A 12,540-nucleotide genomic window follows, 5' to 3' on the forward strand; every position below is an offset into this window, starting at 1 on the left:
ATCAATAAGTGAGCTGAAAGCGGCCTCATGGCCTATCCTGGCGGGGAACTTTTGTGAGAGATACGTATAATGGCCGCCTGCCCGTCCACCCTTCCCGATTCCGCCATGACCGCTGCCGATTCCCACGACGACCTCCCTGCGCATGCCATCGATGCCGCCACCAGGCATCTGCATGACGTGCTGACGATCGCGCTCGAACACGGGCCCGGGCAGAAGGCGCTGGTGGTCTACGACACCCGCACCGGCCTGTCGCGCGCGCTGCTGGCGGCCTATCGCCACAACCTGCCGGATGCGCAATTCATCGACTTCGACGCCGTGGCGCCGCAAGCGGTGCTGGCGGCCTTCGGCACCATGAACGCGGGTGAGCTGGTGGTGCTGCTGCAGTCGTCGAATTTCCGTCTCGACGGCTTTCGCATGCGGGTCGAGCTGTTCAAGCTGGATTTGAAAGTGATCGAGCACGTGCACCTGTCGCGCATGCCGGGCATCCAGGGCGAACACTATATCGACGCGCTGGCCTACGACCCGGCCTATTTCCGCGGCACCGGGCGCGCGCTCAAGGAACGCATCGACCGCGCGCCGCACGGCCGCGTGGTCGGCGGCGGCGAAACGCTCACCTTCGCTTCGCCGTTCGAGCCGGCCAAACTGAATATCGGCGACTACAGCGACATGAAGAACGTCGGCGGCCAGTTCCCGATCGGCGAGGTGTTCACCGAAGCGCTCGACCTGGAGGCGGTGTATGGCCGGGTGCAGGTCCACGTGTTCGGCGACACCAGCTACCGCTCGAACCGCCCGGACGTGCCGGTGACGCTGCTGATCGAGCGCGGCCGCGTGGTGGCGACCGAGAACGCGACCCCGGCCTTCCAGCAGGTGCTCGACAACATCACCGCCGACGAGGGCGAAGTCTGGGTGCGCGAACTGGGCTTCGGCCTGAACCGCGCATTCACGCGCGAACTGCGGGTGGACGATATCGGTACCTACGAGCGCATGTGCGGCGTTCACCTGTCGCTCGGCGCCAAGCACGGCGTGTATCCGAAGCCCGGCTTCAAGCGCAAGGATGCGCGCTATCACATCGACGTGTTCGCGGTGACCGAGGCGGTCTACCTGGGCGAGGAACAGGTGTTCGCGGACGGGCGCTGGCTGGCCTGAGGCCTCTCGCAAGCGCTGCATGTATCAGCATTTTTACAATTCCACTGAGCAGTTGATGAGTATCAAAGCTAGAATTCTTTTCTAACTTCAACGACAAACCCAGGGGATCCATGTTCCGTTTGCCCATTGGCGTGGCAGCGCTATGCCTCGCCGTCGCGGCGTTCGCCGCGCCTGCCCACGCCGCCGCACCCTTCGACGACAAGTTCCGCCAGCTCGACGAGCTGCTGCCGACGCCGGGCGCGACCCGCACCGCGTCCGGCGCGCCGGGCCACGCCTACTGGCAGCAGCGCGCCGACTACAAGATCCGCGTCACGCTCGACGAAAGCAAGCGCGCCCTCAATGGCGCCGGCACGGTGACCTACTACAACAACTCCCCTGACACCCTGTCCTACCTGTGGGTGCAGCTGGACCAGAACATGTTCCGTCCGGATTCGGACAACCGCAGCATCGCCACCCTGCCCTCGCGCGAGGCCTGGCAGGCACGCGGCAACGATGGCGTGAAGTTCGAGACGCTGCGCCATGCGCTCGAATCGCGCACCTTCGCCGGCGGCATCGACATCGAGAGCGTGACCGCCAGCAACGGCCGTCCGCTGGCCCACACCATCAACAAGACCATGATGCGGATCGACCTGCCGCAGCCGCTCAAGCCCGGCGCGCGCCTGTCGTTCAACGTGAGCTGGCGCTTCAACGTGCCCGAGATGAACGTGCTGGGACGCCGCATGGGCTTCGAGCGCTTCGACGACGGCAACGACATCTACGAGATCGCGCAGTGGTTCCCGCGCATGGCCGCCTATTACGACGCCGCCGGCTGGCGTAACGCCCAGTACCTGGGCGACGGCGAGTTCACGCTCGAATTCGGCGACTACGACGTGTCGATCACGGCGCCCAGCGACCACGTGGTCACCGCTACCGGCGAACTGCAGAACGCGGGCGAGGTGCTCACAAGCGCCCAGCGCGAACGCCTGAAACAGGCCCGGACCGCCAGCAAGCCGGTGATCATCGTCAGCCAGCAGGAGGCCGAGCGCGCCGAGAAGGGCCGCGCCAGCGGCACCAAAACGTGGCGCTTCAGTGCGAAGAACGTGCGCGACTTCGCGTTCGCCTCGAGCCGCAAGTTCATCTGGGACGCCCAGGGCATCAAGAGCGGCAAGCAGGACGTGATGGCGATGTCGTTCTATCCGAAGGAAGCCAACCCGCTGTGGGAACGCTACTCGACACCGGCCGTGATCCACACCATCGAGCAGTACAACAAGTACGCGCTCGATTACCCGTATCCGGTGGCGATCTCGGTCAACGGCCCGGTGGGCGGCATGGAATACCCGATGCTGTCGTTTAACGGGCGCCGTCCGGTGAAGGATGCCAAGACCGGCGAGATCACCTATTCGAAAGCCGCCAAGTATGGCCTGATCAGCGTGATCATCCACGAGGTCGGCCACAATTACTTCCCGATGATCGTCAACTCGGACGAGCGCCAGTGGACCTGGATGGACGAAGGCATGAACAGCTTCGTGCAGTTCCTGGCCGAGCAGGCCTGGGAAAAAGGCTACCCGAGCCGGCGCGGCGAGCCGCGCGACATCGCGGCCTATATGCGCAGCCCGAACCAGACCCCGATCATGACCAATGCCGAATCGAACCTGCAGCGTGGCCACAGCGCCTACGGCAAGCCGGCCACCGCATTGGTGATCCTGCGCGAGACCGTCCTCGGACGCGAACTGTTCGACTTCGCGTTCAGGGAATACGTGAATCGCTGGAAGTTCAAGCGCCCGACCCCGGCCGACTTCTTCCGCACCATGGAAGACGCCTCGGGCACGGACCTCGACTGGTTCTGGCGCGGCTGGTTCTATACCAACGACGCGGTCGACATCAGCGTCGACGGCATGACCGAGTACACGGTGAGCAGCCGCAACCCGGACGTCGAGAAGGCCATGGCGCGCGCGCGCAGGAATGCCGAACCGGTGTCGCTCACCGAGCAGCGCGACGAAGGCATGGAGCGCCGCGTCGACCGCCATCCGGAGCTGAAGGACTTCTACAACGAGCATGACGACTACACCGTCACCGAGAAGGACCGCAAGCGCTACAACGAGATGGTGGACGGCCTGGAAGACTGGGAAAAGGCCCTGCTCAAGGAAGGCAAGCACCTGACGCTGGTCGACTTCTCCAACCGCGGCGGGCTGGTGATGCCGCTGATCGTCGAGATCGAACTCAAGAGCGGCAAGAAGACCATCGAACGCATCCCGGCCCAGGTCTGGCGCAATTCGCCCACCAGGATTACCCGCCTGTTCGTCACCGACGAACCGATCGTGGGCCTGGTCCAGGATCCGTTCTGGGAAACCGCGGACATCGACACCAGCAACAATGCCTGGCCAAGAAAGCCCGTGCCGGCGCGCCTGGAGCTGTTCAAGACCGACCGCGATCCGGGTAACCTGATGCGCGAGATGTCGCCCGGCGCCAGGCCGGCCGCGGTTCCTTCGCCTGCGCCTTGATCGCCCGCGACACTTGACTAGTGGTGGCGGCGCGGCGGTAGAATCGGGTTCATGTAGAACCCGGAGCACGCCGCCATGTCGCACCCCATGACCCGCAGCGGGCTCCCGCTGCGTTCCCTGCTCGCCATCGTCTGGATCAGCACCGGCATCTTCAGCATCTATATCGCCGTGTTCTATGGCGGCGCGATCCTGGCCGGCACCCTCGAGAAGGACTGGAACGCGGTGCTGCCGCGCCTCTACCAGCCCGGCGCCATCGCTGCGGCCACGATGATCGGCATGCACTTCATCGCCGGCTCCAGCGTGCTGCTGCTCGGCCCCCTGCAATTCATCACCGCCCTGCGCACGCGCTACGCGCGCCTGCACCGCTGGACCGGCCGCGTGTACGTGGTCTCGGCCCTGCTGGCCGGCGTCGGCGGCCTGTCCTACCTGGCCCTGGAAGGCGCGGTGGGCGGCATCGTGATGGAGGTCGGCTTCGGCCTGTACGGCGTGCTGACGGTGCTGGCGGCGGTGCAGGCCTGGCGCCATGCGCTTGCGCGCCGGTTCGACCTGCACCGCGCGTGGGCGATCCGCCTGTTCGCGCTCGGCATCGGCTTCTGGCTGTACCGCATGTACTACGGCATCTGGCTCAAGGGGCTGGGCGGCGCGGGCCATACCGATACCTTCGACGGACCGTTCGACATGACGATGAGTTTCTTCTTCTACCTGCCGAACCTGCTGGTGGCCGAGTACTTCATCCGGCGCGCGTCGCCGCCGTCGTTCTCGATGCCGCGCCGCGTGCTGGGCCAGGCCGGCATCGTGGCGCTGGTGCTGGTGCTGCTGGCGGCGACCTGGCTGTTCGCCCATGCCTACTGGCTGCCGCATATCGGGCGCCGCCTGGCCCCGCTGTTCGCCTGATCTGACGCATCCTTCCTTCGACGGGGGCCCTCACCCGTAAAGACGAAAGGTGCTACGCTAACGGGATGACTACCACGCAACTGCCTTATATCGAACCGTCGCAGCTGACGGATGCCCTGCGCAGCACCGGCTACGCCGTCCTGCGTCCCCGCGACGTCGCGGCGCTGGCCGGCTGCGGCATCGACGCGCTGGACTCGCTCGTGCCGAGCTGGGACCGGCTCGAACTCGACGAATACCTCAAGGACGGCGGCCGCTACCGGCGCCGTCGCCATTCCTGCTTCATCGACGATGGCGGCCAGTTGGCCCAGACCCCGCATCGCGCGCACTGGCAACCGGTCGAGTACAACGCGCTGCACGGCGGCATGCACCGCCTGTTCGCGCCGATGGAAGCGGCCACCGTCGCCAATCCGGCCTGGGAGCGGCTGGTGAGCGCACTGGGCGCGGTCTGTTCCGACGTGGCGGGCCAGCGGCGCTGGTTCGTCGAGGCGCACCAGTTCCGCATCGATACCGCCGACGGCATCGGCCGCCCCACGCCCGAAGGCGCGCACCGCGACGGCGTCAACTTCGTGGCCGTCATCCTGATCGGGCGCAAGGACATCAAGGGCGGCGAGACGCGCGTGTTCGAGGCCGACGGCCCCAACGGCCAGCGCTTCACGATGCTCGAACCCTGGACCCTGCTGCTGCTGGACGATGCCGCCGTGATCCATGAATCGACCCCGATCCAGCCGCTGGGCGACCATGGGCACCGCGACACCCTGGTGCTGACCTGGCGCGCCAATGCCTTCCAGGGCGAAGACGCCTGAGCCTTTCAAGAAACACCGTCCACCAGCAAAAAAAACGCCCGCGAACCTGAAGGTTGGCGGGCGGGAATCCAATTTTCGGAGAAAACTGGAGGAGACGGTTCTAATATAGTCCTTTTTATTGTGCAGTGCAATACGGTAGAACTACTGTAGTTGTTTCAATAGAGGAAGCACTCTAAACGGCCCCGTCTGTAGAAGCGTTTGCGGCACTGCGCAAATCGCTTTTCTCCCGCTTCCCTCGGTTTCGGCCTTCACGCGGCCCGGATATCCCGATTGTTGAGCAATCTCAATGCATCCTGCGTGAATTTGGTATGTATCCGCCAAGCAACGGCACTGGACGCGGTCGTGCGGCCCCCTATGGCCGAAGTCGCATTTGCTACACTTCATGGCTACCTCAGAAGACAGAGACACTATGATAACGATACGACATCCCCGTGCCTTGGGCCTCGCGCTCGGCGCCGCCGCGCTGTGCGCCGCCATTGCCCTGGCGACGGCAAACCGCGCCACTGCCAAGGACGAGAAAGCGCCGCCGCGTCCCGCCCTGAGCGTCACCACCGCCCGCCCCGCCACCGCCAGCCTGCCGATCGTCCTGACGGCAAACGGCAGCATCGCCGCCTGGCAGGAAGCGGTCATCGGCAGCGAGTCGAATGGGCTGCGCCTGGCCGAGGTGCGGGTCAACGTCGGCGACACGGTCAAGAAGGGCCAGGTGCTGGCGGTGTTTGCCGATGAAACGGTGCGCGCCGAGATCGAAGGCGCGCGCGCCGCGCTGCTCGAAGCCCGGGCCAATGCCCAGGAAGCGAAGGCGAACGCCGACCGCGCCCGCAAGCTGGAAAGCTCGGGCGCCCTGAGCGCGCAGCAGGTCACGCAATACGTCACCGGCGAACTGACCGCCGCGGCGCGCGTCAAGTCGGCCCAGGCCACGCTCACCCAGCAGAACCTGCGCCTCAAGTACACGCAGGTGGTCGCGCCCGACAGCGGCGTGATCTCGGCGCGCAGCGCCACCGTGGGCGCCGTGGTGGGCGTCGGCACGGAGCTGTTCCGCATGATCCGCCAGGGCCGCCTCGAATGGCGCGCCGAAGTCGTCGCGCAAGACCTGGGCCGCATCAAGCCCGGCAGCCGCGCCGTGGTGCGCGCCGCCAGCGGCGTCGAAGTCGCCGGCAAGGTGCGCACCGTGGCGCCGTCGGTCGATCCGCAGACTCGCGTCGCCCTGATCTACGTCGACCTGCCGCCGGCGCTGTCGGGCGACATGCCGCTCAAGGCCGGCATGTTCGCCAGCGGGCGCTTCGAGCTGGGCGCCTCGAATGCGCTGACGGTGCCGCAGCAGGCGGTCGCGGTGCGCGATGGCTTCAGCTATGTGTTCCGCCTGAATCCGGACAGCCGCGTGAGCCAGGTGAAGGTGAGCCTCGGCCGCCGCCTGGGCGAGCGGGTCGAGGTGGTCAGTGGATTGAATGCCGACACGCCGATCGTGGTCCAGGGCGCCGGCTTCCTCAATGACGGCGACCTGGTGCGCAATATCGCCGCGCCGGCGGCGCGTTGAGGACGACGCGATGAATTTCTCCGCCCTCTCGATCCGCAACCCGATCCCGGCGATCATGCTGTTCGTCCTGCTCACCGTGGCGGGCCTGCTGGCCTTCAATGCCAGCAAGGTGCAGGACTTTCCGGACATCGAACTGCCGATCGTGACCGTCACCGCGACCCTCGACGGCGCCGCCCCGGCCCAGCTCGAGACCGAGGTCGCGCGCAAGATGGAAGACTCGATCGCCACCCTGCAAGGCATCAAGAACATCTATACCCGCGTGCTGGACGGCGTGGCCACCATCACGGTCGAGTTCATCCTCGAGCGCGATCCGGCCGACGCCGTCAACGACGTGCGCGACGCCGTCTCGCGCGTGCGCGCCGACATGCCGGCCGAGATGCGCGACCCCACGGTCACCAAGACCGCCACCGCCGGCCGCGTGGTCTCGACCTTCACCGTGGAAGCGGCCAAGGGTGCCGGCCTGGACGACCAGGACCTGAGCTGGTTCGTCGACAACGACGTGGCCAAGCGCCTGCTGAGCGTGCCCGGCCTGGGCGCCGTCAAGCGCGTGGGCGGCGTGACGCGCGAGGTGCGGGTCGAGCTCGACGACCAGCGCATGGCGGCATTGCGGGTATCGGCGCTGGACATCTCGCGCCAGTTGCGCAATGTGCAGCGCGAGGCGCCGGGCGGACGCGGCGACGTGGCCGGGGTAGAGCAATCGGTGCGCACCCTGGCCACCGTGCAGACGGCGCAGCAGCTGGCGGCAATGGACATCCCGCTGCCGGACGGCCGCCACGTGCGCCTCGACCAGGTGGCGAATGTGACCGACACGGTCGAGGAGCAGCGCGCGCTGGCCGAACAGGATGGCCGCAAGGTGGTCGCCTTCGAGGTGTTCCGCACCCGCGGCGCCGGCGAGATCGACGTCGCCCTGGGCGCGCGCGCCGCGATGGCGCAACTGGGGCAAGAGAATCCCAGGCTGGTGATCAAGGAAGTGATCGACAACTCGTACTCGGTCGAGGAAAACTTCGACGCCTCGATGCACATGCTGTACGAAGGCGCGCTGCTGGCGGTGCTGGTGGTGTGGTGGTTCCTGCGCGACTGGCGCGCGACCCTGATCGCGGCCGCCGCCCTGCCGCTGTCGGTGATCCCGGCCTTCCTGGGCCAGTACCTGTTCGGCTACACGCTCAATATGGTGACCCTGCTGTCGCTGGCCNGACCCTGATCGCGGCCGCCGCCCTGCCGCTGTCGGTGATCCCGGCCTTCCTGGGCCAGTACCTGTTCGGCTACACGCTCAATATGGTGACCCTGCTGTCGCTGGCCCTGGTGGTCGGGGTGCTGGTGGACGATGCGATCGTCGAGATCGAGAACATCTCGCGCCACCTCCACATGGGCAAGACGCCGATGCAGGCCGCGCTGGAAGCGGCCGACGAGATCGGGATGGCGGTCATTGCCACCACCTTCGCCCTGGTCGCGGTGTTCCTCCCGACCGCCTTCATGGGCGGCATCCCGGGTAAATTCTTCAAGCAGTTCGGCTGGACCGCGGTGCTGGCCATCCTGGCCTCGCTGCTGGTGGCGCGCCTGCTGACGCCGATGATGTGCGCCTACCTGCTCAAGGCGCCAAAAAAGCCGCTTGGCGCCGACGGCCACGCGCCGCAGGATGGCCCGCTGATGCGGCGCTACCTGGTGGTGATGCAGTGGTGCCTGCGCCGGCGCGGCCTGACCATGTTAGGGGCGGCCCTGTTCTTCGTCGGCTCGCTGGCTCTGGTGCCGCTGCTGCCGACCGGCTTCATCCCGCCGGCGGACCGCTCGCAGACCCAGGTCAACGTCGAGCTGCCGCCGGGCGCCACCCTGGCCCAGACCCGGGCGGTGGCCGAACGGGTGCGCCAAGAGGTCATGGCCGTCGACGGCGTCCAGGGCGTGTTCAGCTCGATCGGCGGCGGCTCCAGCGGCGACGCCTTCTCGCCCGGTGCGGCGGCCGAGGCGCGGCGCGCCGTGCTGACCATCACCACCGTCCACCGCAGCGACCGCGACATGAAGCTGGGCGTGATCGAGAACGCCATCCGCCAGCGGCTGGGCGGCATCCCCGGCGCCCGCTTCACGGTCGGCGTGCCCGACGCCGGCGCCAAGATGCAGCTGGTGCTGCGCAGCGACGACGCCCAGGCGCTGACCGCGGCGGCGCGCCAGGCCGAGCGCGAATTGCGCACCTTGAGCGGCATCGGCAACGTCAGCTCCAGCGCCTCGCTGGTGCGGCCCGAGATCATCGTGCGGCCCGATTTTGCGCGCGCGGCCGACCTGGGCGTGACGGCGGCGTCGATCGGCGAGACGGTGCGCGTGGCCACCGCCGGCGACTACGAGCAGTCGCTGGCCAAGATGAACCTGGACGAGCGCCAGGTGCCGATCCGGGTCAAGCTGCCGGACGCGGTGCGCGCCGACCTCGATGCGATCGGCCGCCTGACGGTGCCCGGTGCCAACGGCCCGGTGCTGTTGTCCACCGTTGCCGACATCACGATGGAAAGCGGCCCGGCCCAGATCGACCGCCTGAACCGCAGCCGCAACGTGACGCTCGACGTCGAGCTGTCTGGCCGCTCGCTGGGCGAAGTGAACGCCGAGGCGCGCGCGCTGCCGGTATTCCAGTCGCTGCCGTCCTCGGTGACGATCGCGGAGCTGGGCGACGCGCAAGAGATGCAGGCGCTGTTCAACAGCTTCGGCGTGGCGATGCTGATCGGCGTGCTGTGCATCTACGGCGTGCTGGTGCTGCTGTTCTCGGACTTCATGCAACCGGTGACGATCCTGGCCGCGCTGCCGCTGTCGATCGGCGGGGCCTTCGTCGCCCTGCTCCTGACCAGCAATGCGCTGTCGATGCCGACCATGATCGGCCTGATCATGCTGATGGGGATCGTGACCAAGAACTCGATCCTGCTGGTCGACTACGCGATCCTGGCGCGCGAAGCCGGGATGAACCGCTTCGACGCCCTGGTCGACGCCTGCCACAAGAGGAGCCGCCCGATCGTGATGACCACCATCGCCATGGGCGCCGGCATGCTGCCCCTCGCCCTGGGCTTCTCGGGCGACCCGAGCTTCCGCTCGCCGATGGCGGTGGCGGTGATCGGCGGCCTGATCACCTCCACCTTGTTGAGCCTGCTTGTGGTGCCGGCGGTGTACACCTATATCGACGACCTGGAGCACTGGTTCAGGCGCCATGGACGGCGGCTGCGGCGCCAGCCGGCGCCGGCGCCGGCGGCGACCAAGGAGCCCAGCACCAGCTGATCCACCGCCAGCCGCGGGGCATCAGGCACGGCGCGACCGCCGCCCTGCCCTGGCCTGCAGCATGGCGACCAGCGCCAGCGCCAGCGCGCAGGCGATCCAGGCCGACCACAGCGTGTGCGTCAGGAAGTGCGCGCCGCGCAGTTGCTGGAGCCAGCCCAGCGCCAGCCCGGGGACCAGCACCAGCAGCGCCATCCTGGCGGCGCGAGCCGAATGCCCGGGCAGCCAGTACACGGCCAGCGCCACCAGCCACAATGCGCTCGACGCATGCCCGGCGGGCAGGCATTGACCCGGCATGGCGCCGGCCGGCATGGCCTCGAACAGGCGCAGATAGGGCTGCTCGCCTCCGTAGCGCAGCAAGTCCCACGGACAATGCGAGGAACTGAGCTGCTTGAGCGTGCCGACCGCGGCCGGCACGCAGATGGCGGACAGGGCGACGACGCGCAGCCGCAGGCGGTCGAGCGCGGACCGCTGCGCCGAGGGCCGGAGCAGGTCGGACAAGGCTGCGCCGATGAATCCAAGCCCCAGCAGAAGCAGCGGCCATTTCAGGATCCCATGGCCAAACGCCTCGGTCAGCCAGGCATGGCGCCACGGGAATGCGCCGGCGCCGCGGTCGAACATCGCGTCGGCCAGCGCCAGGTCGAGATTGGTGAACCGGCCGAGCCACAGGATGGCCAGCGCGCCGACCGCCAGCCCCGCAGTCAGGCGCCATAGCGCCGCCGCCGACAACAACGTGGCGCGCATCAGGCGTCCCTCACGCAGGCATGGAAGATGTCGAGCCGCGGATTGAGGACGGCGGTATTCACGTCGAGCATGCCGAGCACCGAATGAAATACATTGTCATGCGAGAGCGGCTCATTGCGGCGCTGCGCCAGGCAGCGGCGGTCGATCCGGAAGCGCGCGCCGAAGCTGTCCGACATCCAGAACATCATCGGCACCTCGGTCTGTTCGCGCGGCGCGAAGAAGTACGGCGTGCCGTGCAGGTAGACGTTGTTCTCGCCCAGCGACTCGCCGTGGTCCGAGAAGTACAGCAGCGCGGTATCGACACCTTCCTGTTCCGCCATCTGGCGCAGGCGGTCGATGGCCTGGCTCAGGAAGTAATCGGTATACAGGATGGTGTTGTCGTAGGCCGCCTGGATCTCGGCGCGCGAACAGCGCTCGAACTCGCCGGTCTCGCATTCCGGCCCGAAGCGCGAGAACGTAGCCGGATGCCGGCGCGCATAGGCCGGGCCGTGACTGCCCTTCTGGTGCAGCACCACCACCAGGTCCTTGCCACGGCCGCGCACCAGTTCGGGCAAGCCGTCGAGCAGCCGCTCGTCATGGCACTCGTCGCCACCGCAGTGCCCGGCGCCAGGGGTGGGCCGCGACAGGTCTTCGAAAGCCACGCGGTCGCACACGCCCTTGCAGCCCGAATTATTATCGCGCCATACGACGTCGATGCCGGCATGCGACAGCACGTCGAGCAGGCCTTCCTGGCGCTCGGCCTTCGACTGGCTGTAGTCCTCGCGGCCGAAGGCCGAGAACACGCAGGGCACCGATACCGCGGTCGCGGTGCCGCACGAGCTCACGTGCGTAAAATTGATCAAGCCGTCCTGGCGCGCCAGCAGCGGATTGGTCTCGCGCGCATAGCCGTTGAGCGAGAAGCTCGCCGCGCGCGCCGTTTCGCCGACCACGATCACGGTCAGCGTCCGGCGCGCCTGTCCGGTCCAGGCCGCACCTTTCACCGCGTCGCGCCCGAGCGGCGCGACCACGATGTCGGCGGCAAACCGGTTGCGCAGGTAGCCGTGCAGGGCCTGGACGAAGTTGGTGGGCGTGAGCAGGAAGCGCAGCTCGCGGTGTTCGTGCAGCATCGGCGCCAGGCTCTTGAACAGCAGCGCCAGCACCAGCGCCGCCATCAGCAGCGAGCCGAGCGCCCGGCGGATGCGTTCGAACAGGCCGCGCACGCCGCTTGGAAAGCGGATATCGGCGCGTGCGATCAGCAGCGCCGGCAACCCGCCCAGCACGGCGATCCAGAGCACCATGCGCCAGTTCAGCAGTTCGGTCGCTTCGCGCGTATCGGTCTCGAACACGTTCTGGATCATGGCGCGGTCGATGACGATTCCGTAGGTGACGATGAAGTAGCTGGCCGCGGCGGCGGCCAGCACCAGGACCGCCAGCACCGGCTTGGCGACGTAGCGGAAGCTGGCCAGGGTCAGGCAGGCGTTGAAGAACAGGACCACGATCAGGAACGATCCGGCCAGTACCGGCAGGCTGGTGAGCGAAAACCCGCCCGCGGCCAGCACGAGGACCGACCAGAATTTCGCATTGCCCAGGCTTGCCAGCAACAGCGCCACGGCCAGCGTGAGCATCGGCGCCTCGATGCGCCGCACCAGGTATTTATCCACTTCTCCATCCTTTCAGCATCGCAGCCGTGGTGGCTGCAGTGCTGACAGGTTAGAGA

The 12,540-nt window shown here is 67.4% G+C and carries 8 protein-coding genes and 1 pseudogene; 7 read left to right on the forward strand and 2 right to left on the reverse strand.

Going from position 1 to position 12,540, the window contains the following annotated elements; all coding sequences use genetic code 11:
* Positions 1 to 105 precede the first annotated feature (105 nt).
* The 7 genes and pseudogenes from Q9246_RS09000 to Q9246_RS09030 all read left to right on the forward strand — a co-directional run bounded on the left by Q9246_RS09000 (position 106) and on the right by Q9246_RS09030 (position 10,103).
* Positions 106 to 1,146, forward strand: coding sequence for a hypothetical protein (locus Q9246_RS09000; RefSeq protein WP_306397104.1), 1,041 nt, complete (start codon positions 106 to 108; stop codon positions 1,144 to 1,146).
* A gap of 110 nt (positions 1,147 to 1,256) precedes the next feature.
* The gene (locus tag Q9246_RS09005; protein WP_306397107.1) at positions 1,257 to 3,626 is read left to right on the forward strand and encodes a M1 family metallopeptidase; all 2,370 of its coding nucleotides are present in this window, start codon (positions 1,257 to 1,259) and stop codon (positions 3,624 to 3,626) included.
* A gap of 75 nt (positions 3,627 to 3,701) precedes the next feature.
* A complete protein-coding gene (locus tag Q9246_RS09010) occupies positions 3,702 to 4,520 on the forward strand; it encodes a DUF2306 domain-containing protein (RefSeq protein WP_306397110.1) in 819 nt (272 codons plus the stop codon).
* Positions 4,521 to 4,585: 65 nt separating this feature from the next.
* Positions 4,586 to 5,323, forward strand: a complete 738-nt coding sequence (locus Q9246_RS09015; protein ID WP_306397112.1) for a 2OG-Fe dioxygenase family protein — start codon at positions 4,586 to 4,588, stop codon at positions 5,321 to 5,323.
* Positions 5,324 to 5,732: 409 nt separating this feature from the next.
* Positions 5,733 to 6,857, forward strand: a complete 1,125-nt coding sequence (locus Q9246_RS09020; protein WP_306397117.1) for an efflux RND transporter periplasmic adaptor subunit — start codon at positions 5,733 to 5,735, stop codon at positions 6,855 to 6,857.
* A 10-nt stretch (positions 6,858 to 6,867) separates the two neighbouring features.
* A pseudogene (locus Q9246_RS09025) lies at positions 6,868 to 8,028 on the forward strand (efflux RND transporter permease subunit); the annotation flags it as partial.
* Positions 7,920 to 10,103, forward strand: a complete 2,184-nt coding sequence (locus Q9246_RS09030) for an efflux RND transporter permease subunit (RefSeq protein ID WP_422802364.1) — start codon at positions 7,920 to 7,922, stop codon at positions 10,101 to 10,103. The pseudogene Q9246_RS09025 and the gene Q9246_RS09030, both read left to right, overlap by 109 nt.
* Positions 10,104 to 10,124: 21 nt before the next feature.
* On the opposite strand, the gene Q9246_RS09035 is transcribed toward Q9246_RS09030, so the two are convergent.
* Together Q9246_RS09035 and Q9246_RS09040 are read right to left on the reverse strand one after the other, a co-directional pair.
* Positions 10,125 to 10,844: a phosphatase PAP2 family protein gene (locus tag Q9246_RS09035; RefSeq protein ID WP_306397119.1), complete on the reverse strand. Its 720-nt coding sequence runs from the start codon at positions 10,842 to 10,844 to the stop codon at positions 10,125 to 10,127.
* Positions 10,844 to 12,484 carry a phosphoethanolamine transferase gene (locus Q9246_RS09040; RefSeq protein ID WP_306397124.1) on the reverse strand — a complete coding sequence of 547 codons (1,641 nt, stop codon included), beginning with the start codon at positions 12,482 to 12,484 and terminating at the stop codon, positions 10,844 to 10,846. The genes Q9246_RS09035 and Q9246_RS09040 overlap by 1 nt, the downstream gene beginning before the upstream one ends.
* Positions 12,485 to 12,540: the final 56 nt, after the last annotated feature.

This window comes from Telluria beijingensis (genome assembly GCF_030770395.1).
In the GTDB taxonomy this organism is placed as follows: Bacteria; Pseudomonadota; Gammaproteobacteria; order Burkholderiales; family Burkholderiaceae_D; genus Telluria; species Telluria beijingensis.

Excerpts from the sequence above, each read along its gene's own strand:
- Q9246_RS09000 (WP_306397104.1), top strand. The coding sequence starts at position 106 with ATGACCGCTGCCGATTCCCACGACGACCTCCCTGCGCATGCCATCGAT.
- Q9246_RS09005 (WP_306397107.1), top strand. The coding sequence starts at position 1,257 with ATGTTCCGTTTGCCCATTGGCGTGGCAGCGCTATGCCTCGCCGTCGCG.
- Q9246_RS09010 (WP_306397110.1), top strand. The coding sequence starts at position 3,702 with ATGTCGCACCCCATGACCCGCAGCGGGCTCCCGCTGCGTTCCCTGCTC.
- Q9246_RS09015 (WP_306397112.1), top strand. The coding sequence starts at position 4,586 with ATGACTACCACGCAACTGCCTTATATCGAACCGTCGCAGCTGACGGAT.
- Q9246_RS09020 (WP_306397117.1), top strand. The coding sequence starts at position 5,733 with ATGATAACGATACGACATCCCCGTGCCTTGGGCCTCGCGCTCGGCGCC.
- Q9246_RS09035 (WP_306397119.1), bottom strand. The coding sequence starts at position 10,844 with ATGCGCGCCACGTTGTTGTCGGCGGCGGCGCTATGGCGCCTGACTGCG.